Genomic DNA, 21289 nt, shown 5'->3' on the forward strand with positions numbered 1-21289 from the left:
GGCATCCGCAACGACGGCGTCGGCGCGTACAGCCGGGTCCACTACGGCAGCAACTACGTCAACGCGTTCTGGGACGACAGCTGCTTCTGCATGACCTACGGCGACGGCTCGGGCAACACCCACCCGCTGACCGAACTCGACGTCGCGGGCCACGAGATGACGCACGGCGTCACCTCCAACACCGCGGGCCTGAACTACTCGGGCGAGTCCGGCGGCCTGAACGAGTCCACCTCGGACGTGTTCGGCACGATGGTCGAGTTCTACGCGAACCTGTCCACCGACAACCCGGACTACCTGATCGGCGAGCTGATCAACATCAACGGCGACGGCACGCCGCTGCGCTACATGGACAAGCCCTCCAAGGACGGCGCGTCCGCCGACAGCTGGTCCTCCACCGTCGGCAACAAGGACGTCCACTACTCGTCCGGCGTCGGCAACCACGCCTTCTACCTGCTGGCGGAGGGCAGCGGCGCCAAGACCATCAACGGCGTCAGCTACAACTCGCCCACCGTCAACAGCATCACCGTCACCGGCATCGGCCGGGACAAGGCCGCGGCGATCTGGTACCGGGCACTGACCACGTACTGGACCTCCACCACCAACTACGCCAACGCCCGGGCCGGCATGCTCTCCGCCGCCACCGACCTGTACGGCGCCGGCTCCGCCGAGTACAACGCCACCGCTACCGCCTGGGCCGCCGTCAACGTCGGCTCGCTGCCCAGCACCGGCGGGCCGACCGTCACCAGCCCCGGCAACCAGTCGACCGCGCTGAACGGCTCGGTCAACCTGCAGATCGCGGCCAGCGGCGGCACCGCGCCGCTCAGCTACTCGGCCACCGGCCTGCCCACCGGCCTGTCGATCAACGCCTCCACCGGCAAGATCACCGGCACCGCCACCGCGGCCGGCACCTACAACGTGACCGTCACCGCCAAGGACGCCGCCAACAAGACCGGCACCGCCTCCTTCACCTGGACCGTCACCTCCGGCGGCGGCACCGGCTGCACCCCGGCCCAGCTGCTCGGCAACCCCGGCTTCGAGACCGGTAGCGCCGCGCCGTGGACCGGCACCTCCGGCGTGGTCGACAACTCCAGCTCGCAGGCCGCCCACAGCGGTTCCTGGAAGGCCTGGCTGGACGGCTACGGCTCCGCCCACACCGACAGCATCGCCCAGACCGTCACCATCCCGGCCGGCTGCTCGGCCACGCTGAGCTACTGGCTGCACATCGACACCGCCGAGACCGGCACCACCGCGTACGACAAGCTGACCGTCACCGTCAACGGCACCTCGGTCGCCACGTACTCGAACGCCAACGCCGCCACCGGCTACACCCAGAAGAGCATCAACCTGTCGGCCTACGCGGGCCAGACCGTCACGGTGAAGTTCAACGCGGTCGAGGACTCCTCGCTGCAGACCTCCTTCGTGATCGACGACACCGCGATCCAGACCAGCTGACGCACCCGCACCCACCGCTGCCCGGCGGCCGCACCAGCGGCCGCCGGGCACCGGCGCGCCCGCTCCCGGCGCGGCCCGGCCGGGTGTCCGGGCGGTGAGATTCCGGAAACCCCCGGGCAACACGAAACACCGTCGAAACACCCGTGACGGCGGCCCGAAATCCGGCCCGGCGACACTCCCCGCATGCTCCTCGCTGACTCCCCACCCACCCTGGACAGCGGCGACACCGCCTGGCTGCTGGCCTGCACCGCGCTCGTGCTGCTGATGACCCCGGCCCTGGCGCTGTTCTACGGCGGCATGGTGCGCACCAAGAGCGTGCTCAACATGATCATGATGAGCTTCGTGTCGATCGCCGTGGTCACCGTGGTCTGGCTGCTGGCCGGCTACTCGCTGGCCTTCGGCAAGGACGCCGGCTGGGGGCTGATCGGCTCCCCCGACCACCTCGGCATGGCCGGCATCACCCCGGACAGCCTCACCGGGCACGTCCCCACCCTGCTGTTCGCCACCTTCCAGCTGACCTTCGCGATCATCACCGCCGCGCTGATCTCCGGCGCCATCGCCGACCGGGCCAAGTTCGGCTCCTGGGTGGCCTTCACCGCGGTGTGGACGCTACTGGTCTACGTGCCCGTCGCGCACTGGGTGTTCGCCCCCGACGGCTGGATCCTGCGCAACCTCGGCGCCCTCGACTTCGCCGGCGGCACCGTCGTCGAGGTCAACTGCGGCGCCAGCGGCCTGGCCCTGGCCCTGGTGCTCGGCCCGCGCCTGGGCTTCAAGAAGGAGGCCATGCGCCCGCACAACCTGCCGCTGGTGCTGCTCGGCGCGGGCCTGCTCTGGTTCGGCTGGTTCGGCTTCAACGGCGGCTCCGCGATGGGCGCCAACGGCCTGGCCGCCGCCGCGGTCCTCAACACCCAGGCGGCCGGCTGCGCGGGCCTGCTCGGCTGGCTGGTGGTGGAGAAGCGGCGCGACGGCCACGCTACCACCCTCGGCGCCGCCTCCGGCGCGGTCGCCGGACTGGTCGCCATCACCCCCTCCTGCGGCAGCGTCGACCTGCTCGGCGCGCTGGTCGTCGGCCTGGCCGCCGGACTGGTCTGCTGCTACGCCGTCAGCTGGAAGTTCCGCCTCGACTACGACGACTCGCTGGACGTGGTCGGCGTGCACTTCGTGGCCGGCGTCATCGGCACCCTGCTGATCGGCCTGTTCGCCACCGCCACCATGACCGGCGGCCCCGCCGGACTGCTGCACGGCGGCGGGATCGGCCAGCTCGGCAAGCAGCTGACCGCCGTCCTGGTGGTCGCCGGGTACGCCTTCGGCGCGACGTACGGCATCGGCCGGGCGATCGACCGGCTGATGGGCTTCCGGGCCGCGCCCGAGCACGAACTCACCGGCCTGGACCTCGCCGTGCACGCCGAGACCGCGTACGATCACGGCGTCCTGGGCCACGGCTCCGCCACCGCCCACGCCAGCATGCACCCGCACGGTGCGCCCGCCTCCGACAGGACCCGCCCCGCATGAAGCTGATCACCGCCGTCGTCAAGCCGTTCAAGCTGGACGAGGTCAAGACCGCGTTGCAGGAGCTCGGCGTGCACGGGCTGACCGTCACCGAGGCCAGCGGCTACGGGCGGCAGCACGGGCACACCGAGGTGTACCGGGGCGCGGAGTACCGGATCGACCTGGTGCCGAAGGTCCGGATCGAGGTGGTGGTGGAGGACGACGACGCCGAGCGGGTCACCGACGCGATCGTGGCCGCCGCCCGGACCGGGAAGATCGGCGATGGCAAGGTCTGGGTGGTGCCGGTGGACGGCATCGTCCGGGTCCGCACCGGCGAGCGCGGACCGGACGCGGTCTGACGATCGGTCAATCCGCCTTTTTTCACGGGGTGTTGTGGCACCCCGGGTCGGGCCGCGCGCGGTAATTCGCGTGCGGCCCGACCGGTTCCGGGTTAGTGTCCCGGCATGTCCTCCTTCCACCAGATCTACGGCTGACGCGGCCGGGGCGGCGCCCCGAGCCCACGCGTCCCGCCCGCCCGTGCGCGCCCCTCCGCGGCGCCCGGGCAGGTGCGGTGTCCTGTCCACGCCCCGTAGAACCGGAAGCAGGTGCTCTCCGCATGCCCCGCCGCGCCCACATCGCCATGGTCGGCATCCCGGCCGTCAGCCACGTCCGCCCCGGCCTGGAGGTGATCCGCGAACTCGTCGCCCGCGGCCACCGGGTGACGTACGCCAACGACCCCGCCGTCGCCGAGCTGATCGCCCCCACCGGCGCCGAGCTCGTCCCCTACCCCTCCACCCTCCCGGTCGCCGACCACGACTGGCCGGCGGACGCGATCGGCGCCATGCGCGTCTTCCTGGAGGACGCGATCGCCGTGCTGCCCCGGCTGCGCGCCCACTACGACGCCGACCCGGCCGACCTCTACCTGTACGACATCGGCGCCTACGCGGCCCGGGCGCTCGCCGAGGCGCAGGGCCGGCCGGTCGTCCAGCTCTCGCCGACGCTGGTCGGCTGGGAGGGGTACCGGGAGGAGGTCGGCGCCCACCTGCGCGGCCTCCCGAGGGCGGACGCCTACTTCGCCCGCTTCGCCGAGTGGCTGGCCGGCAGCGGCGCCACCACGACCGACGTGGACGACTTCTCCGGCCGCCCGGCCCGGGCCGTCGCCATGATCACCGAGGCGATGCAGCCGCACGCCGACCGGGTCGACCGGGAGGCGGTGGACTTCGTCGGCCCGTGCTTCGACCTGGGGGCCGAGCAGGGCGGCTGGCAGCGCCCGGCCGGGGCCGAGAAGGTGCTGCTGGTGTCGCTGGGCTCGGCGTTCACCCGGCAGCCGGAGTTCTACCGCGCCTGCCTGGCCGCCTTCGGCGACCTGCCCGGCTGGCACCTGGTGCTGCAGATCGGCCGGCACACCGACCCGGCGGAGCTGGGGGAGGTCCCGGCCGGGGTCGAGGTGCACCCCTGGGTGCCGCAGCGGGCGGTGCTGGAGCAGGCCGACGCCTTCGTCACGCACGCCGGGATGGGCGGCTGCGGGGAGGGCCTGCTGGCCGGGGTGCCGATGATCGCGGTGCCGCAGGCCGCCGAGCAGTTCATGAACGCCGACCGGCTGGTCGAGCTCGGCGTGGCCCGTCGGATCGACACCGCGGACGCGACGCCGCGGGCGCTCCGCTCGGCGCTGGCCGAGCTGGTCGCGGACCCGGCGGTCGCGGCCCGCTCGCGCGAGCTGAGCGCGCGGGCGAAGTCCGAGGGCGGCACCGCCCGCGCCTGCGACCTGATCGAGCGGCAGCTGGGCTGACTTCCGGGGCCCGGGCCCGCGCCGGCCTGTCGCTGACGAACCGTCAGCGGCAGGCCGGCGCGTCCGTTTTCCCCGTCCGTTCTCCCGTCGGTTCTCTCGTCCGCAGGGGCCCGCAGCCTCCCTTGACGGCCGTCCGGGCGGACCCTATGGTCATGCCACTGCAAGTTTCCAGCAAGTTTCAACGATTTTGCAGGTCCTTGCAGGAGCGACCCCCACCCGTCGCACTGACGGCACCACCCCCGCCGTCGCGGCCCCCCACCCCGCCGCCCCCCGTTCCGCGACCCGCGTCCGCGGCCCGGGCTTCCCCCAGGAGTGCTCCCTTGCCCCTCTCCACCCCCCTCGGCGGCCGGCGCCTCGCCGCCGCCGCCACCGCGCTCGCGGCGCTCGGCCTCTCAGTCGGCGCCGGGCTCTCGCTCGCGCCCGCCGCCACCGCCACCCCACCCGGTGGCAAGGACGTCACCGCCACCCTGTTCGAGTGGAAGTTCGACTCGGTGGCCAAGGCGTGCACCGACACGCTCGGCCCCAAGGGCTACGGCTCCGTCGAGGTCTCCCCGGCCCAGGAGCACATCCAGGGCGCCCAGTGGTGGACCTCCTACCAGCCCGTCAGCTACCGGATCGCCGGCCGGCTCGGCGACCGCGCCTCGTTCCAGCGCATGGTCGGCACCTGCCACGCCGCGGGCGTCAAGGTGATCGCCGACGCGGTGGTCAACCACATGAGCGCGGGCAGCGGCACCGGCACCGGCGGCACCGCCTACGGCAAGTACACCTACCCCGGCTCCTACCAGGACCAGGACTTCCACTCCTGCCGGACCCCGATCAGCAACTACGGCGACCGCTCCAACGTGCAGAACTGCGAGCTGGTCGGCCTGGCCGACCTCGACACCGGCTCCGGCCACGTCCAGCAGACCATCGCCGACTACCTGAACGACCTGCTGTCCCTGGGCGTCGACGGCTTCCGGATCGACGCCGCCAAGCACATCGCCGCGAGCGACCTGGCCGCGATCAAGTCCAAGCTGAGCAACCCGAACGCCTACTGGGTGCAGGAGGTCATCTACGGCGCGGGCGAGGCCGTCCAGCCCGGCGAGTACACCGGCAACGGCGACGTGGACGAGTTCCGCTCCGCGACCTGGCTCAAGAGCGCCTTCAACGGCGGGCGGATCTCCGACCTGCAGAGCTGGGGCAGCGGCCTGCTCGGCTCCGCCCAGGCCCGCACCTTCGTCGACAACTGGGACACCGAGCGCAACGGCTCGACCCTGACCTACACGTACGGCTCCGCCTACACGCTGGCCAACGTCTTCCTGCTGGCCGACCCCTACGGCTCGCCGAACGTCTACTCCGGCTACGCCTTCGGCGGCAACGACGACGGCCCGCCCAACGGCGGCACCGTCAACGCCTGCTACCAGGACGGCTGGAACTGCACCCACGCCTGGCGCCAGGTCGCCAACATGGTCGGCTTCCGCAACGCGGTCTCCGGCACCGGCATGACCGACTGGTGGTCCAACGGCAACAACGCGATCGCCTTCGGCCGCGGCACCAAGGGCTACGTGGCGATCAACCGCGAGTCCGGCGCGATCACCCGGACCTTCCAGACCTCGCTGCCGGCCGGCGCCTACTGCGACGTCCAGCACGGCGACCCGGTGAACGGCGGCGGCTGCACCGGCCCGACCTACACCGTCGGCGCGGACGGCAGGTTCACCGCCACCGTCGGCGCGGGCGACGCGGTCGCCCTGTACGTCGGCGCCGGTGGCAACGGCGCCACGCCCACCCCGTCCGCCTCCGCCTCGCCGTCCGTCCCGCCGACCGGCGGCAACAGCGCCACCGTCTTCTACTCGACGGACCGGAACTGGTCGGCCTACGACCTGCACTACGCGCCCAACGGCGGCAGTTGGACCACCGTCCCCGGCGTGGCCATGGACGCGGCCTGCACCGGCTGGGTGAAGAAGACCGTCAGCCTGGGCGGCGCCACCGGCCTCGCCGCCACCTTCAACAACGGCAACGGCACCTGGGACAACAACGGCGGCAACAACTACGCCCTGGGCACCGGCAGCATCACCGTCAAGGACGGCGCGGTCGGCAGCGGCGACCCGTGCGCCGCCGCCACCGCCTCCCCGTCGACCTCGGCGTCCGCCTCCCCGCCGACCGGCTCCGGCGCCTCCTTCGCGGTCAACGCCACCACCGCGGTCGGCCAGAACGTCTACCTGGTCGGCGACGCGGCCGGACTGGGCGGCTGGGACACCGCGAAGGCGCTGCCGCTCTCCGCCGCCGCCTACCCGGTGTGGAAGCTGGACGTGGCGCTCGGCGCGGGCACCGCGATCCAGTACAAGTACATCCGCAAGGACGCCGCCGGGAACGTCACCTGGGAGAGCGGCGCCAACCGCACCGCCACCGTCCCGGCCACCGGCCGGATCACGCTGAACGACACCTGGCGCGGCTGACCCGGCCCGGGCGCCCGACCCGCCGCGAGCCTCGGGCGCCCGACCCGCCGCGAGCACCGGGCGGGTGCGCGCCGCCCCCGCCGCTCAGCCGCGGCCGATGTACGGCATCGCGGTGGCCATCACCGTGGCGAACTGGACGTTCGCCTCCAGCGGCAGCTCCGCCATGTGGCGCACCGTCCGGGCCACGTCCGCGACGTCCATGGTCGGCTCCGGCGCGGTCCGCCCGTCCGCCTGCCGCACCCCCGCGCCCATCGCCGCCGTCATGTCGGTGGCCGCGTTGCCGATGTCGATCTGCCCGCAGGCGATCCGGTACGGGCGGCCCTCCAGCGACAGGGCGCGGGTCAGGCCGGTGACGGCGTGCTTGGTCGCGGTGTAGGCGATCGCGTACGGGCGGGGGACGTGGGCGGAGATCGAGCCGTTGTTGACGATCCGTCCGCCCCGCGGGTCCTGGTCCCGCATCCGGCGGAACGCGGCCTGCGCGCAGAGGAACGCGCCGGTCAGGTTGACGTCGACCACGGCCCGCCAGTCGGCCGCCGCCACCTCCTCGACCGGGGCGGACGGGCCGAACATCCCGGCGTTGTTGAACAGCAGGTCGATCCGGCCGAAGTGCCCGGCCGCCGCGTCGAACAGCGCCTCCACCTGCCGCTCGTCGGTGACGTCGGCGGGCACCGCCAGCGCGCGGTCCGGCCCGAGCCCGGCGGCGGTCTCCGCCAGCGGTTCGGCCCGGCGGCCGGCCAGCACCACCCGCCAGCCGGCCGAGGCGAGCTCGCGGGCCACGGCGCGGCCGACGCCGCTGCCCGCACCGGTGATCACGGCAACCTGCTGGGACACGCGCACACTCCTCGGGACGGTTCCGGAACGCGGAACCCCCATGATCGCCGGGCCGGGGCGCCGCGTCAGCTGGAGGACCGTCCAAGCCCGGCCCGCCCCGGCGCGCCCCGGCCGGACGCCGCGACACGCCGACCGGCGGGCCCGCGCACCCCCGCCGACCGGCCGGAACCGCCCCCGCCGACCGGCGGGTTGTGGGCCCGGACGCAACCGGCCCCGGGAGCGGCACGTCATAGGATCACGGGAGGCCCGGACCGCCGCCGCACGCGCGGCCGGGGCCGTACCCGGGGTGTGCCGGTGACCGTCGCGGCCCGTCCCCGACCCTCACTGACCAGGGCCCGGACCCGGCCGCCGGGCCGACCCCGCCCGGAGAGAGCACCGTGCTGCCGCAGCCCCGCCCCGCCGTCCGCCGCCCGCTGGCGGCCGCCATTCTGCTCGCCCTCGCTGTCCCGCTCGCCGCCTGCGGCGGCTCCGGCAGCGGCGCCGACTCCGCCCGGGCCGCGATCTCCACCGGCCGGAACTCCGCCCCCGCGTCCGCCGCCGCGCCGCCCAGCAGCGCGCCGCCGAAGCCGACCAAGGTGCTGATGCCGACCGGCCCGGCCGCCCACTTCTCCACGGCCCGCGACACCAAGGCCGGTCCGATCCTGATGACCACCCTGGCCGGCGCCAAGTCCGGGGTCAGTGGCAAGGTCTGGGTCTGGCTGCCGCCGCAGTACGACGACCCCGCGTACGCGAGGACCGGCTTCCCGGTGCTCACCCTGTACGCGGGCGGGCAGAGCGCCGGGTACAACACCTGGACCGACGACCAGCTGCCGATCCAGGAGGCCGACCAGCAGCTGGCCGCCCAGGGCAGGGCCCACCCGTTCATCATGATCATGCCGGTGCAGAACCTGGACTCCGACGAGGCCAAGGCGCTGGAGTGCGCCGACATCCCCGGCCAGCCGAAGATCGGCACCTGGATGTCCCAGGACGTCCCGGACTTCGTCCGCGCCAACTTCCGTACCCTCAAGGGCCGGGACGGCTGGGCCGTGATGGGCGCCTCCACCGGCGCGTTCTGCAGCGCGAAGCTCGCCCTCCAGCACCCCGACGTGTTCAAGGCCGCGGTGCCGATCGACGGCTACTGGAACCCCGACTCGCCGCTCTGGAAGGGCCACGAGCAGGAGCGCCTGGCCAACAGCCCCGACCAGCTGATCGCCGCCGGCGCCGCCGACGTGCGGATGCTGGCCACCGCGGGCGGCGCCAACCCGTACGAGACCAAGCTGGTGAAGAACTGGGTCGCCAAGGCCAAGGCCCCCACCACCGTGGAGTACTACGAGCAGCCCGGCGGCAAGCACCTCACCTCGGACTTCAAGAAGATGATCCCCACCGCGCTGGAGTGGCTGACCGCCAACACCGCCGGACCGGAGTCCGACTGACGGCCTGCCGGAACGGAGGAACGAAGGAACGAAGGAACGGGGTGCAACTCCGTCAGAACCGTCCACCGGGGCCCGCAAAACGCTCTGACCTGCCCATCAATCGGTCGTTCATTCGACCCTGATGGACTGTGGTCACCCTGGAGCCGTGGACCGGAGAACTGGACCGGGGCGGCCGCACCGCGGCCCCCGCTCCGGCCAGCCCCAGACCGTCGTGAAGAGAGCGCCATGTCCCGTCACCTGCTGCCCGTCGGCCCCGCGACCGCCCCCGCCCGGCAGGACCAGGCGTCCGCCGCGGCGGACGAACCCGCCCGGGTGGTCGAGCCCCTCCCGTTCGCCGGCCTGCGCCTGGTGCACGCCGCCGTCCGCCGCGACCTGGCCCGCATCCCGCAGGCGCTGCGCCTGCTCCAGCCCGAGGACCGCGAGTCGGCCGACGCGCTCAAGCGGCACTGGGACTTCGTCACCGCCATGGTCACCTGCCACCACGAGCAGCAGGACACCCGGCTCTGGCCGGTGCTGCGCCGCTTCGCGCCCGAGCTGCGGCTGCTGCTCAACTGGCTGGAGTCCGACCACCACAACCTCGACCAGTGCTTCACCCGCACCACCACCCTGGTCGGCATCGCCACCCGCGACCCGGCCAGCGCCTGGCCGGTCTCCTACGCGGTCGAGGAACTGGCCGCCCGGGTGGAGACCCACCTGCGGATCGAGGAGCGCCAGCTGCTGCCCCGGATGGCGGGCGTCTTCCAGCCCGGCTCCCGGATCGGCACCCTGCCCGAACTGCTCGACCTGCTGCGGATCGCCGACGGCCCGTCCGCGTCCGACGCCCTGGTGTGGCTGCTGGAGGGCGTCCACCCGGAGCAGGTCGACCGGCTGCTCGCCGACTGCGACGACGAGACGGTCCGCCACTGGCCGCACTGGCGCGACACGTACGCCCGCTGCACCGACCGGCTGTGGGGGCCGGCCGGGCAGTAGCCGGGCTCCGGGGGCCGGGCCCCGGGTTTTCCGGCCCCCGGGTCGCGGGCCGGCCGATCGGGTCGTGATGTCCCGGCGGGACTGATGTCCCGCCGGGACATTTTCAGGAGTACGGTGGGGCCATGAGCACCGACCGGTCCGCACCGCCCGCCGAGACCGCGCCCGCCGACACCTCGGGCGTCCCCGGGCCGCGCGGCACCGGCGCCCCCGCTGCGCACGACACCGCGCCGCCCGGGGCGGGACTGTCCGGGGCGGGGCTGCCCGGGTCCGGGCCGTCCGAGACGGGGCCGTCCCGGGAGGAGCACGGGCGGCGCGACCGCAAGGCCCGCCGCACCCGCGAGGCGATGGCCGCCGCCGCGCTGCGCCTCACCCTGGCGCACGGCTTCGCCGCCCTCGCCGTGGAGGACGTCACCGACGCTGCCGACGTCTCCCGCCGCACCTTCAGCCGCCACTTCGGCTCCCGCGAGGACGCCGTCCTGGACTGCCTGCGCGCCGACTTCGCCCGGATCAACGAGGCGCTCGCCGCCCGGCCCGCCGCCGAACCGCCGGTCGCCGCCTACCGGGCCGCCGTCGCCGCCTGGCTGCACGACCCCGACCCCGAGCACCCCGCCTGGCACCGCCGTCCCGGCATGCGCGACCTGTTCGTCCTGATCGACGAGGAGCCCGCGCTGACCGCCGCGTTCCGGCGGATCGCGGTCGCCGAGGAGGAGCGCTCGATCCGGCTGGTCGCCGCCCGGCTCGGCCTGCACCCGGAGACCGACCTGCGGCCCGCCATCGCCGTCGGCCTCGGCGTGGCCGCCCTGCACGCCGCCACCCGCACCTGGGTGCGCGACCCCGCGGGCGGCCTGCCCACCCTGCTCGACCGCGCCTTCGACCTGGCCGCGGCCGAACCCGCGGGCTGACCGCCCCGGACCGGCCGACCCGGGCCGCCCCCGGGCCGCCCGACCCCCGCAGACCACCCGCCGACCACCCGCCGGACGGGAACAGCACCACCCGCGCCCACCCGCGCGCGGCGTACGAGAGGAACCACCCATGACCACCCAGGAGTTCGCCGGCCGCACCGCCCTCGTCACCGGAGGCGCCTCCGGCATCGGCCTGGCCACCGCCACCCTGCTCGCCGAGCGCGGCGCCGCCGTCGCCGTCGCCGACTACAACCTGGACGGCGCCCGCGCGGCCGTCGCCGGGCTGGAGGCCACCGGCGCGAAGGCGCTGGCCGTGCAGCTCGACGTCACCGACGCGGCCTCGGTCGAGGCCGCCGTCCGCGCCACCGTGGACGGCCTCGGCCCGCTCAGCCTCGCCGTCAACAACGCGGGCATCGGCGGCCCGGTCGCCCCCACCGGCGAGTATGACCCCGAGGCGTGGCGCCGGGTGCTCGCCACCAACCTGGACGGCGTCTTCTACTCGCTGCGCTACGAACTGCCGGAGATCCTGGCGGCCGGCGGCGGCTCGGTCGTCAACATGGCCTCCATCCTCGGCACCAACGGCTTCGCCGGCTCGCCCGCGTACGTCGCCGCCAAGCACGGCGTGGTCGGCCTCACCAAGACCGCCGCGATCGAGTACGCCCCGCAGGGCGTGCGGGTCAACGCGGTCGGCCCCGGCTTCATCGACACCCCGCTGCTCAAGGACACCGACCCCGAGGGCCGCGAGCTGCTGATCTCGCTGCACCCCGCCGGGCGCCTCGGCCGGGCCGAGGAGGTCGCCGAGCTGACCGCCTTCCTGCTGTCCGACCGGGCGTCCTTCGTCACCGGCAGCTACCACCTGGTCGACGGCGGCTACGCCGCCCGCTGAGCCACCGCCGGGGGACCGTCCACGGGGGGCGTCCACGTGGATCGTCCGTGGGGGGTCCGTTCCCGGGTTCCGTTCCGGGGGTTCCGTTCCGGGGGGTCCGTTCCGGGGGGTCCGTTCCGGGGGTCCGCGCGCAGAGGAGCGTCGAACATGAAGGCAGTCCAGTACCGCACCGTCGGCGGCCACCCCGAGGTGGTCACCGTCCCCGACCCCGAGCCCGGCCCCGGGCAGGTCCTGCTCAAGGTCACCGCCGCCGGGGTCTGCCACTCCGACATCGCCGTGATGAGCTGGTCGGCCGAGCAGCTGCCGTTCCCGCTGCCGCTGACCCTCGGCCACGAGGGCGTCGGCACGATCGCCGCGCTCGGCGCGGGCGTCACCGGCTTCACCGAGGGCGAGGCGGTCGCCGTGTACGGCCCGTGGGGCTGCGGCAGCTGCGCCAAGTGCGCGGAGGGCAAGGAGAACTACTGCCTGCGCGCCACCGAGCTGGGCATCCGGCCGCCCGGGCTGGGCGCGCCCGGCGCGATGGCCGAGTACCTGGTGGTCGACGACCCGCGCCACCTCGTCCCGCTCGGCGACCTCGACCCGGTCCGCACCGTTCCGCTCACCGACGCCGGACTGACGCCGTACCACGCGATCAAGCGCTCGCTGCCGAAGCTGGTGCCCGGCTCCACGGCGGTGGTGATCGGCACCGGCGGCCTCGGGCACGTGGCGATCCAGCTGCTGCGGGCGATGACCGCGGCCCGGGTGATCGCGCTCGACGTCACCGAGGAGAAGCTCGCGCTGGCCCGCACCGTGGGCGCGCACGAGGCGGTGCTCTCGGACGACGCGGCGGCCGGCAAGGTGCGCGAACTCACCGCCGGGCTGGGCGCGCAGGCCGTCTTCGACTTCGTCGGTGCCCCGCCCACCACGGCCCTGGCCGGGCAGCTGGCCGCCGTCGAGGGCGACGTCACCCTGGTGGGCATCGGCGGCGGCAGCCTGGCGGTCGGCTTCGGCGTGCTGCCGTACGAGGTCTCCGTCACCTCCCCGTACTGGGGTAGCCGGGCCGAGCTGATCGAGGTCCTCGACCTGGCCCGGGCCGGCGCGGTCGACGTGCACGTCGAGACGTACGGCATCGACGAGGCGCCGCTCGCCTACGAGCGGCTGCACGCGGGCAAGATCAACGGCCGGGCGGTGATCCTCCCCAACGGCTGACGGCCGGGTGCTCCCGCGGCCCCGCGGCCCTGCGGCGGTGGGGCCCCGCGGCCCTGCGGCGGTGGCTCCCCGTCCTGGACGGGGAGCCACCGCCGTGCCGTGCGCTACCGGCGTTCGACGACCCGGACGGCCTCGCCCGGGCGCCAGCTGCTGATCACCAGGTGGTCGTCCGCGACCTCGGTCAGCACCGCCCCGGTGAGCTCCAGCCGGAACGCGTGGTACGGGCCGGGCGGTGGCCCGGGCAGTGCCGCCTCGTACGCCGCGATCTCCGCCGGGTCGGTCAACTCGACGGCGCGCGAAGAGAGTTTGGCGTCGCCGCCGACCATGTCGGTGCCGGGCCCGGGGTTGGAGTGCAGCGCGCAGCGGCCGTCCCGGCGCAGGTCGGCCGCCTTGACCGCGCCGGCCATCGAACCGAGGAACAGCTCGGGCCCCTGGAAGTCGACCTCGGTGCCGCTCACCCGGGGCGAGCCGTCCCGGGTGAGGGTGGCGAGGACGTGGTGCTTGTGCGCCTCGAAACGGGCCCGGATCCGCGGGGCGAGGTCGGGGGCCTGCTGCTCGAACTCCTGCCAGGTCGTCATGGCGCGCAGTGTAGGCGGGGGGACCGACAGTTCCCGGGACGTGCCGGCGGCCCGGCCTACACTCGGTCGCATGGAGACCTACATCGCCTTCCTGCGGGCGGTCAACGTCGGCGGACGCACCGTGAAGATGGACCGGCTGCGGGAGCTGTTCGCGGGGCTCGGCCTGGAGGGCGTGCGGACGTACATCCAGAGCGGGAACGTGTTCTTCCGCAGCGCGGAGACCGACCGGGCGGCGCTGACGGCCCGGATCGAGGCGGGCCTGGCGGCCGGGCTCGGGTACCCGGTGCCGGTGATGCTGCGGACGGTCGAGGAGGTCGAGGCACTGCTCGCGCTCGACCCGTTCGCCGGGGTGGAGCCCGGCGAGGACAGGCGGCTGTGCGTGCTGTTCCTGTCCGAGCCGCTGCCGCCCGAGGTCGCGACCGCGCTGCCGGTCGCCTCGCCGAAGGGCGACTGGGAGCTGATCGGCGCCACGGCGGACGCGGCGTTCGTGGTGATGTACCTGCGCAACGGCCGGCTGAACGGCAACCCGGCCACCGCCTTCCCCAAGTCCTACACCGGGCAGGCGACTTCGCGGTTCTTCCACACCACCGCGAAGATCGCCGCCGCGGCCCGCAAGGGCTGAGTGCCCGGGGCCGGTTCGGTTCAGCCGCCGGGGGGCCGGGCCGCGGCGGCGAGCCGATCGGCCAACGCGGCGACCAGGCGGCGGAGTTCGGCCGGTTCCTCGATCGTGAACGGGCGGTCGATGGCCGCCAACGCGGCCGGGAGCCAGTCGAGTTCGGCGACCCGCAGTTCGACGTTCGACCAGCCTTCGACATTCGGCTGGCCCTCGGCGTCCGGCTGGCCTTCGACGTCCGGCTGGCCTTCGACGTCCGGCCCGTCGAGGTCCGGTCCGTCGATCAGGGCCAGGCCGGGCGGCAGGTGCCGGTGGATCCGGTCGGCGTCCGCGCGGATGCGCAGCCGGACGCGGTGCCGGTGCGGGGCGGTGGCCAGCGCGCGCAGGACGCGCGCGGCCGGGTCCGGCCCGGCGGGCGGGTCGAAGGTGCCCGGCAGCGGGCGGGGCGCGGCCAGCCGGTCGAGGCGGAAGAGGCGCTCCGCGTCGGCGCCGGTGTCCCGCCCGGTCAGGTACCAGCGGCCCGCGTGCAGCACCAGCCCGTGCGGCTCGACGGCCCGTTCGCCGGTGCGACCGTCCGCGCCGGTGTAGTGGAAGGCCAGCGGACGGCGGTGGCGCACTGCGTCGGCGACGGTCAGCAGCGCCGCCGGATCGGGCGCGCCGGGGGCGGCCGTGGTGGCGGTGGTGTCGGTGGCTGCGGGGGCCGGGGGAGCGGGCGCGGGGGTGAAGGCCAGCGCCTCCAGCAGGGCGTCCAGCCGGTGGGCGAGCCGGCGGGGCAGCACCCGGCGGATCTTCGCGGCGGCCGTCTCGCCCGCGGTCGCGGACGCGGCGGACAGCCCCGCCCGCTCGGCGGCGACCAGGCCGAACAGGGCGGCCAGCGCCTCCTCGTCGGTCAGCATCAGCGGCGGCATCCGGTGTCCGGGCGCGAGCCGGTAGCCGCCGTACCGGCCGCGGACCGACTCCACCGGCAGGTCGAGGTCGACCAGGTGCGCGACGTACCGGCGGACGGTGCGCTCGTCCACCTCCAGGCGTTCGGCCAGCTCGGCGACGGTGCGGACACCGCCGGACTGCAGCAGCTCCAGCAGGGTGAGCACGCGGGCCACGGGTCGGGTCATGCCGACGATTCTCCTCCCGATCCCTTCCCGATACCGGGCGGATTCTGTCCGGTACCGCCGTTAGCGTCGGTACCGACCGCACCGGAACACCGGCCCGGACCACCGCACCGACCGCACGGGAGCCCCCGCATGCACCTCGTCTCCGTCCGACTGATCACCGCCGACGTCGACCGCCTGGTCGCGTTCTACGAGCGGGCCACCGGCCTGACCGCCGTCCGGTCCACCCCCGACTTCGCCGAACTCCGCACGCCTGCCGGGACGCTGGCGATCGGCAGCACCCGCACCGTGCCGCTGTTCGCGCCCGGCTCGGCCGAGCCGGGCGCGAACCGCAGCGCCATCGTCGAGTTCCTGGTCGAGGACGTCGACCTGCTGCACCGCCGACTGGCCGACGGCGGAACGGAGTTCGTCAGCGGACCGACCACCCTGCCGTGGGGCAACCGCTCACTGCTGCTCCGCGACCCGGACGGCACGCTGGTCAACTTCTTCACGCCGGTGACGGCGGAGGCCCGTGCCAGGCAAAGAGTCTGACGCAGCGTCAGAAAAATTGCGGCTGCTGGGGGGTGCGCAGCCGCACCGGCGGCAGGGCTGTCTCCGCCCCGCCGGCGGGCCGGTCCGCCGCTTCGGCCGGGCCTCCGGGCGCCGGGCGGTGGCGCTCAGTTGCCCTGGAGTTGGCGGAGGGTCTCCTGGGCGTCGGCGAGGTCCTCGGGGGTGGGGGCGTCGTCCTGGGTGAGGCGGGTGCGCCAGTAGCCGGTGGAGTGGACGGTGGGGCGGGGGAGGCGGCGGTCCTCGATCAGGTGGCGGCGCAGGGCGCGGACGGTGGTGGCCTCGCCGGCCAGCCAGGCGGGGCCGGGGGCGGGCGGGAGTTCGGCGGCGCGCAGGGCGGCGAGCAGGCGGGCGCCGTGGGGGGCGTCCCCGCGGTGGACCCAGTGGGCGGTCAACTCGCCGAAGCCGAGCAGGGGTTGCTCCTCCTCGGGGCCGGCCACCTCGATCCAGGCGTGGGCCCGGGCACCGGCCGGCAGGGCCTCGACCAGGGTGCCGAGGGCGGGCAGCGCGGACTCGTCGCAGGCGAACAGCAGCGGCAGTCCGCCGTCCAGCGGGAACGGGCGGGCGAACTCGGGGGAGGGCCCGAACATCGCCAGCACCTGCCCGGGCCGGGCCTGCGCGGCCCACGCGGCGGCCGGTCCGCCCGCTCCGGGCGCTCCGCCCGCTCCGGCCGTGCCGTGCAGGACGAAGTCGACGTCCACGGTGTGGAGTTCGGCGTCGTGGGCGCGCAGGGTGAAGGAGCGCATCCACGGACGGCGGTCCTCGGGGACGGCGTGGCAGGCGTGGTACCAGCTCATCAGGTCCTGGCCGGGGGCCGGGACGGGGAATTCGGGGGCGTCCTGGCCGGGGCGGGGGAAGTACAGCTTGACCTGCTGGTCGGGCCCGGCCAGGGCGAACCCGCCGGGCGGCAGCGCGAAGGTGACCCGGGCGGTCCGCGGCGTGGGCCGGTGCACCCCGGTGACGGTCAGGCGGCGGATCGGCAGGTCGGACACGGTGCGCTCCCGGCAGGCTCGGGGGATGGACCGCCCCAGCCTGCCGGGGCCCGCTCACAGACCGCTGTCAGCCCGCTGTCACCGCCCGGGACGGGACCACCGGCCGCGGGCCCCGCGCGGAACTCCGGCGCGCGGAACTCCGGCGCGCGGGACGGCAGCGTGCGGGCGGCAGCGCACGGGCGGCTCACGGGGGATGTCAGTGCGCGAGGACGTCCTTCAGCGCGTCCGGGGTGCGCCCGATCACGGTGTAGCCGTCGTCCGCGGTGATGATCGGGCGCTGGATCAGCGCCGGGTGCGCGGCCATCGCCGCCGTCCAGCGGGCCCGGTCGGCCTCCTCGCGGCCCCAGGAGCGCAGGCCCAGCTCCTTGGCCACGGCCTCGTCCAGCCGGGCCACGTCCCACGGCTCCAGGCCCAACCGGCCCAGCACCTCGGTGAGTTCGGCGGCCGTCGGCGGCTCGTCCAGGTAGCGGCGCACGGTGTACTCCACCCCGGCCGCATCGAGTTCGCCCAGGGCGGTGCGGCATTTGCCGCACCGCGGGTTGATCCAGATTTCCATGGCCGCCCAGCCTACCGAGCCCGGCCGTCCGCCACCGCCGTCCGCCGCCACCGTCACTCACGGGCGGTGCGCCAGCAGGGCGGGCGTCGGCCCCGCCGCGTGGCGGCTCTGGACCGGAGCGCGCCGGACTGTCGCGGAGGCAGGCCCGCATTCCCGTGCCCACCGGCTTTCCCGGTGATCCGGCTCACAGCATGTCCCCCCGCCCGGCCGGAACAGGTCCAAGGTCCCGAACCGTCGGGACCTTGGCGAGCAGTGTCCGGGACCCGCCGCACTCCACGATGGAAGGAAGTCCGCCCCCGTACCGGTCGTCCAGGAGGTCAGCATGGCAGCGTCGCCCGCCACCGCAGTCCGCAGCGCCGGCCCCATCCCGCGCCCGGCCGCCGCCCCGCCGCCGGAGAGCGCCGCCGGGCACGGTCTCGGGAGCGGCGTCGAGGACAGCGGCGGGAACAGTGGCGGGAGCGGCAGCCGGGACAGCGGCGGGAACGGTGGCGGGAGCGGCGGTGGCCGCGACCCCCGGCAGGCCGGGGCGCGCTGGGAGGCCGCGATGGCCCGGGCGCTGCGGGTGCCCGTCTGGGTGCGGCTGCTGCCGGTCCTGCTGCTGGTGGCGGACCTGGTCCTGGAGTGGTCGATCCCCAGCTCCGTCGCGGCGGGCTTCCTGCTCACGGTGATCCCGGTGGTGGTCGCGTCCAGCGGCGGGTCCGCGCTGGTCGCCGGTTCCGCCGTGGTCACCGTCGCCCTCCAGGCGCTGCTCGCCCTGCGGGCCGGGCACCTGACCGAGCAGCACCACCTGTGGACCTACCTGGCCACCGTGCTGGCCGGCGCGATCGGTGCCGGGCTCGCCGCGCAGCGCCGCCGCCAGGCCCGCGACCTGGTCCGGATGCAGGCCGTCACCGACACCCTCCAGCACGCCGTGCTGCGCCCGGTCCCGGCCCGCGCCGGGGGCCTGCGCACCGCCGGGCTCTACCACCCCGCGCAGGCGGACGTCGGCATCGGCGGCGACCTGTACGAGGTGTGCGAGACCCGGTACGGCACCCGGATCCTGCTCGGGGACGTCCGCGGCAAGGGGCTGGACGCGGTGCGCACCGCCGCCGACGTGATCGGCGCGTTCCGGGTGGCCGCCCACGAGACCGCCGAACTCGGCGAGCTGGCCGACCAGTTGGACCGGCAGGTGTGCCGCGATGCCGAACAGGGCGGCGACCGCGAGCTGTTCGTCACCGCGGTGCTGCTCCAGCACCGTCCCGGCTCCGCCGAGATCGACCTGGTCAACCGGGGCCACCTCGCCCCGCTGCTGGTGGCCCCGGGCAGCGTCGGCACCGTCCGCTGCGCGGAGGACCTCCCGCTGGGCCTGGGCCACCTCGCCGCCGGTCCGCCCGAGCCGCCCGCCACCGTCCCGCTGCCGCCCGGCCGGACCCTGCTGCTACACACCGACGGCGTCACCGAGGCCCGCGACCGGGCCGGCGCGTTCTACCCGCTGGCCGCCCGCCTGGCCGCCCTGCCCGCCACCGACCCGGACGCCGTGGTCGCCTTCCTCGACCGGGACGTCCGCCGCCACGCCGGCTCCCTGACCGACGACGTGGCGGTGCTCGCCTTCACCCCCGCCTGAGCCCGCGTCCCGAGTCCGCGTCCCGAGCCCGACCCCGCGTCCGCGTCCCGAGCCCGCGCGTCGCGGGCGCCGGGCTCACGGTCCGTTGGTGACCGCGTTCTGGATCGCGCCGACCTGCAACTGGTGGTCGGCCAGCACCTGGTCGTAGGTGCCGTCGGTGATCAGCCGGTTCATCGCCCGCATCAGGACGTCGCGCAGCTGCTCGTCGTCCTTGCGCAGCGCGATGCCGAACGGGCGGGGCTGGAGCTGCGGGCCGCCGATCTGCAGGGTGCCGCCGTTGTCGACGGTCTGCACGGCGTACGTCGCCTTGGGGTAGTCGGTCATGTAGGCGTCCGCGCGGCCCTTGAGGTTCTCGATGGCGGCGTTGTCGCTGTCGGTCTCCATGACGGTCAGCGGCTTCCCGTTGTGGTCGCAGACCGTCTTCTGCCGGCTCACCAGGTCGGCGTGGGTGGTGCCCTTCTTGACCGTGACGGTGTGCCCGCACAGGTCGTCGATCTCGTGGATGTTCTGCGGGTTGCCCTTGTCGACGGCGATGCCGATGCCCGCCATGAAGTAGTCGACGAAGTCCACGCCCTCGTTGACCTGCTTGCCGTCCTTGTCGACGCCCTGCTCGCGCTCCCGGGTGTCGGTGATGCCGGACATCGCGATGTCGTACTTGCGCCCCAGCAGCCCGGGCAGCACGTTGGCGAACGGCCCGGCGTCCTGGAACTCCAGCCGGATGCCGAGCAGCGAGCCCAGCTTCTGCGCCAGGTGCGGGTCCAGCCCGTCCGGTTCGTTGCGGTCGTTGCGGTACACCACCGGCGCGGCGGTGAACGAGGCGCCGACGGTCAGCACCCCGGACTTGCGCACCCGTTCCGGCAGCAGCGCGCGCAGGTCCGTCGGCCGGTGCGAGTCACCGCCGATGCCGACGACGCCGCAGCCGCTCAACAGCAGCACCCCGCCCATCACGGCGGCGAGCGCGGCGCGCCCCCGCCCGTCCAACTGAGCCATGTCGTCTCTCCCCGTGGTCGACGCGGAACGCGACAAGCCCAGGGACGACGGACGGCACGGCGGCATGACGGCGGAACGCGGCATGGCGATACCGAGGAAGACCCCTCGGCCGGCCGCCGTTCCGGCTAGATCGTTCCGATGATAGCCAGCATGGTCACGACAGCCCAATGCCATCCGCCAACTACCCTCCGTCAGACTCGCGTTGACGCCCGATCAGCCCCCATCGGCCCGTTTCGTCCCGCCGCCGACCCCGCCGCCCCGGCCCGCCCCCGGCCCGCCCGGTGTGGGCACGAACGGGCGCGGACGGTACGGACAGGCATGGACAGTACGGACGGGCGCGGACGGGTGGCGGTTCAGGACCAGCCCGGGTCGTCGAAGGTCGGCATGGTGTCGGGGCCGCCGTCCGCGCCGGTGGGCAGCGGGCTGGGGGCGGGGCCGAACGGGGCGGTGGTGCCGGGGTCGGCGATCCAGGTGTCGGCCACCACGGTCACGTTGCCGGGGACGCCGATGGTGACCGTCACGCCGGTGCCGTCGGGGGCGGCGGCGCTCGCCTCGTAGGGGGAGTCCGTGTCGTGCAGGGTGTAGCCGAGGCCCTTCCAGTACGTCCTGAGCTGCTCCAGCAGCCGAGGCTGGTTGGCGGCGGCGATCCTGGTCAGCACGTACCGGCGGAGCGTCAACTGCGCGGTGCCGTCGGGGTCGCGGGCCGCGTTCTCGTGCGGGACGGCCCGGAACGCGTCGTCGGCGTACCGCACCGCCGGGGTGAGCGCCCCGGTGGTGCCGTCCACCACGTTCTGCAACCGGCTCCGGGCGACGTCCGGCGCCACCGCCGGGCGCCGCGCCGTCCCGCCGTCCCCGGACGCGCCGCAGCCCGCCGCGCCCAGCACCAGCGCCAGCACCGCGACGGCGCCCGCCACCCGCAGCCTCATCCGACCTCCCGCTCCCCGCCGATT

At 74.7% G+C, this 21289-nt stretch carries 20 protein-coding genes; 13 read left to right on the plus strand and 7 right to left on the minus strand.

Annotated features, from left to right (window positions below; all coding sequences use genetic code 11):
- From K353_RS08855 to K353_RS08875, 5 genes are all read left to right on the plus strand, one after another.
- Positions 1 to 1452 (plus strand): M4 family metallopeptidase (locus tag K353_RS08855; RefSeq protein WP_199528045.1); only part of this gene is annotated, 1452 nt, incomplete at its 5' end.
- Positions 1453 to 1635: 183 nt separating this feature from the next.
- Entirely contained in the window at positions 1636 to 2964 is a 1329-nt protein-coding gene (locus tag K353_RS08860; RefSeq protein ID WP_111553034.1) for an ammonium transporter, read from the plus strand.
- Positions 2961 to 3299: a P-II family nitrogen regulator gene (locus tag K353_RS08865; protein WP_111553035.1), complete on the plus strand. Its 339-nt coding sequence runs from the start codon at positions 2961 to 2963 to the stop codon at positions 3297 to 3299. Before K353_RS08860 ends, K353_RS08865 begins: the two co-directional genes overlap by 4 nt.
- A 257-nt stretch (positions 3300 to 3556) precedes the next feature.
- Positions 3557 to 4729, plus strand: a complete 1173-nt coding sequence (locus tag K353_RS08870; RefSeq protein WP_370447574.1) for a macrolide family glycosyltransferase — start codon at positions 3557 to 3559, stop codon at positions 4727 to 4729.
- 320 nt (positions 4730 to 5049) lie between these two features.
- Positions 5050 to 7164, plus strand: a complete 2115-nt coding sequence (locus K353_RS08875) for a carbohydrate binding domain-containing protein (protein WP_233533457.1) — start codon at positions 5050 to 5052, stop codon at positions 7162 to 7164.
- Between the two features lie 84 nt (positions 7165 to 7248).
- Here the strand turns inward: K353_RS08875 and K353_RS08885 are convergent, their stop codons facing one another.
- Entirely contained in the window at positions 7249 to 8037 is a 789-nt protein-coding gene (locus tag K353_RS08885) for an SDR family oxidoreductase (RefSeq protein ID WP_111553036.1), read from the minus strand.
- 335 nt (positions 8038 to 8372) lie between these two features.
- Here K353_RS08885 and K353_RS08890 point away from each other — a divergent pair, with 335 nt between their 5' ends.
- The 5 genes from K353_RS08890 (at position 8373) to K353_RS08910 (ending at position 13352) form a co-directional block, all read left to right on the plus strand.
- Positions 8373 to 9407, plus strand: coding sequence for an esterase family protein (locus K353_RS08890; RefSeq protein WP_111553037.1), 1035 nt, complete (start codon positions 8373 to 8375; stop codon positions 9405 to 9407).
- 225 nt (positions 9408 to 9632) lie between these two features.
- Entirely contained in the window at positions 9633 to 10376 is a 744-nt protein-coding gene (locus K353_RS08895) for a hemerythrin domain-containing protein (RefSeq protein ID WP_111553038.1), read from the plus strand.
- A 122-nt stretch (positions 10377 to 10498) separates the two neighbouring features.
- Positions 10499 to 11278 carry a TetR/AcrR family transcriptional regulator gene (locus tag K353_RS08900; RefSeq protein ID WP_233533458.1) on the plus strand — a complete coding sequence of 260 codons (780 nt, stop codon included), beginning with the start codon at positions 10499 to 10501 and terminating at the stop codon, positions 11276 to 11278.
- A gap of 130 nt (positions 11279 to 11408) precedes the next feature.
- On the plus strand, positions 11409 to 12164 hold the full coding sequence (locus K353_RS08905) for an SDR family NAD(P)-dependent oxidoreductase (protein ID WP_111553039.1): 756 nt from the start codon (positions 11409 to 11411) through the stop codon (positions 12162 to 12164).
- A 147-nt stretch (positions 12165 to 12311) separates the two neighbouring features.
- On the plus strand, positions 12312 to 13352 hold the full coding sequence (locus K353_RS08910) for an NAD(P)-dependent alcohol dehydrogenase (protein WP_111553040.1): 1041 nt from the start codon (positions 12312 to 12314) through the stop codon (positions 13350 to 13352).
- A 104-nt stretch (positions 13353 to 13456) separates the two neighbouring features.
- On the opposite strand, the gene K353_RS08915 is transcribed toward K353_RS08910, so the two are convergent.
- Positions 13457 to 13930, minus strand: coding sequence for a pyridoxamine 5'-phosphate oxidase family protein (locus K353_RS08915; protein WP_111553041.1), 474 nt, complete (start codon positions 13928 to 13930; stop codon positions 13457 to 13459).
- Between the two features lie 70 nt (positions 13931 to 14000).
- On the opposite strand from K353_RS08915, the gene K353_RS08920 reads away from it, so the two are divergent.
- Complete coding sequence (locus K353_RS08920) at positions 14001 to 14552, plus strand: DUF1697 domain-containing protein (RefSeq protein ID WP_111553042.1); 552 nt, start codon at positions 14001 to 14003, stop codon at positions 14550 to 14552.
- Positions 14553 to 14572: 20 nt separating this feature from the next.
- Here the strand turns inward: K353_RS08920 and K353_RS08925 are convergent, their stop codons facing one another.
- A complete protein-coding gene (locus K353_RS08925) occupies positions 14573 to 15655 on the minus strand; it encodes a YafY family protein (protein WP_111553043.1) in 1083 nt (360 codons plus the stop codon).
- 129 nt (positions 15656 to 15784) lie between these two features.
- Here K353_RS08925 and K353_RS08930 point away from each other — a divergent pair, with 129 nt between their 5' ends.
- Positions 15785 to 16183, plus strand: a complete 399-nt coding sequence (locus K353_RS08930) for a VOC family protein (protein WP_111553044.1) — start codon at positions 15785 to 15787, stop codon at positions 16181 to 16183.
- Between the two features lie 125 nt (positions 16184 to 16308).
- Here K353_RS08930 and K353_RS08935 read toward each other — a convergent pair whose 3' ends face one another.
- On the minus strand, positions 16309 to 17190 hold the full coding sequence (locus K353_RS08935; protein WP_111553045.1) for a siderophore-interacting protein: 882 nt from the start codon (positions 17188 to 17190) through the stop codon (positions 16309 to 16311).
- Positions 17191 to 17386: 196 nt separating this feature from the next.
- A complete protein-coding gene (locus K353_RS08940; protein ID WP_111553046.1) occupies positions 17387 to 17746 on the minus strand; it encodes an arsenate reductase family protein in 360 nt (119 codons plus the stop codon).
- A gap of 322 nt (positions 17747 to 18068) precedes the next feature.
- Between K353_RS08940 and K353_RS08945 the strand changes: the two genes are divergently transcribed.
- A complete protein-coding gene (locus K353_RS08945; protein ID WP_111553047.1) occupies positions 18069 to 19349 on the plus strand; it encodes a PP2C family protein-serine/threonine phosphatase in 1281 nt (426 codons plus the stop codon).
- 75 nt (positions 19350 to 19424) lie between these two features.
- On the opposite strand, the gene K353_RS08950 is transcribed toward K353_RS08945, so the two are convergent.
- Both K353_RS08950 and K353_RS08955 read right to left on the minus strand, forming a co-directional pair.
- Positions 19425 to 20339 (minus strand): ABC transporter substrate-binding protein, encoded by a 915-nt coding sequence (locus K353_RS08950; RefSeq protein WP_158585374.1) that lies wholly within the window; start codon positions 20337 to 20339, stop codon positions 19425 to 19427.
- Positions 20340 to 20692: 353 nt separating this feature from the next.
- Positions 20693 to 21265 (minus strand): hypothetical protein, encoded by a 573-nt coding sequence (locus K353_RS08955; protein WP_111553049.1) that lies wholly within the window; start codon positions 21263 to 21265, stop codon positions 20693 to 20695.
- Between the last annotated feature and the right edge of the window lie 24 nt (positions 21266 to 21289).

It is taken from the genome of Kitasatospora sp. SolWspMP-SS2h (assembly GCF_003259315.1).
Taxonomy (GTDB): domain Bacteria; phylum Actinomycetota; class Actinomycetes; order Streptomycetales; family Streptomycetaceae; genus Kitasatospora; species Kitasatospora fiedleri.

What these genes read in the sequence shown, in the direction of transcription:
- K353_RS08915 (WP_111553041.1), bottom strand. Translation starts at nt 13,930, where the DNA reads ATGACGACCTGGCAGGAGTTCGAGCAGCAGGCCCCCGACCTCGCCCCG.
- K353_RS08870 (WP_370447574.1), top strand. Translation starts at nt 3,557, where the DNA reads ATGCCCCGCCGCGCCCACATCGCCATGGTCGGCATCCCGGCCGTCAGC.
- K353_RS08895 (WP_111553038.1), top strand. Translation starts at nt 9,633, where the DNA reads ATGTCCCGTCACCTGCTGCCCGTCGGCCCCGCGACCGCCCCCGCCCGG.
- K353_RS08925 (WP_111553043.1), bottom strand. Translation starts at nt 15,655, where the DNA reads ATGACCCGACCCGTGGCCCGCGTGCTCACCCTGCTGGAGCTGCTGCAG.
- K353_RS08910 (WP_111553040.1), top strand. Translation starts at nt 12,312, where the DNA reads ATGAAGGCAGTCCAGTACCGCACCGTCGGCGGCCACCCCGAGGTGGTC.
- K353_RS08920 (WP_111553042.1), top strand. Translation starts at nt 14,001, where the DNA reads ATGGAGACCTACATCGCCTTCCTGCGGGCGGTCAACGTCGGCGGACGC.
- K353_RS08950 (WP_158585374.1), bottom strand. Translation starts at nt 20,339, where the DNA reads ATGGCTCAGTTGGACGGGCGGGGGCGCGCCGCGCTCGCCGCCGTGATG.
- K353_RS08860 (WP_111553034.1), top strand. Translation starts at nt 1,636, where the DNA reads ATGCTCCTCGCTGACTCCCCACCCACCCTGGACAGCGGCGACACCGCC.
- K353_RS08940 (WP_111553046.1), bottom strand. Translation starts at nt 17,746, where the DNA reads ATGGAAATCTGGATCAACCCGCGGTGCGGCAAATGCCGCACCGCCCTG.
- K353_RS08905 (WP_111553039.1), top strand. Translation starts at nt 11,409, where the DNA reads ATGACCACCCAGGAGTTCGCCGGCCGCACCGCCCTCGTCACCGGAGGC.
- K353_RS08930 (WP_111553044.1), top strand. Translation starts at nt 15,785, where the DNA reads ATGCACCTCGTCTCCGTCCGACTGATCACCGCCGACGTCGACCGCCTG.
- K353_RS08945 (WP_111553047.1), top strand. Translation starts at nt 18,069, where the DNA reads ATGGCAGCGTCGCCCGCCACCGCAGTCCGCAGCGCCGGCCCCATCCCG.
- K353_RS08885 (WP_111553036.1), bottom strand. Translation starts at nt 8,037, where the DNA reads ATGGGGGTTCCGCGTTCCGGAACCGTCCCGAGGAGTGTGCGCGTGTCC.
- K353_RS08865 (WP_111553035.1), top strand. Translation starts at nt 2,961, where the DNA reads ATGAAGCTGATCACCGCCGTCGTCAAGCCGTTCAAGCTGGACGAGGTC.
- K353_RS08955 (WP_111553049.1), bottom strand. Translation starts at nt 21,265, where the DNA reads ATGAGGCTGCGGGTGGCGGGCGCCGTCGCGGTGCTGGCGCTGGTGCTG.
- K353_RS08900 (WP_233533458.1), top strand. Translation starts at nt 10,499, where the DNA reads ATGAGCACCGACCGGTCCGCACCGCCCGCCGAGACCGCGCCCGCCGAC.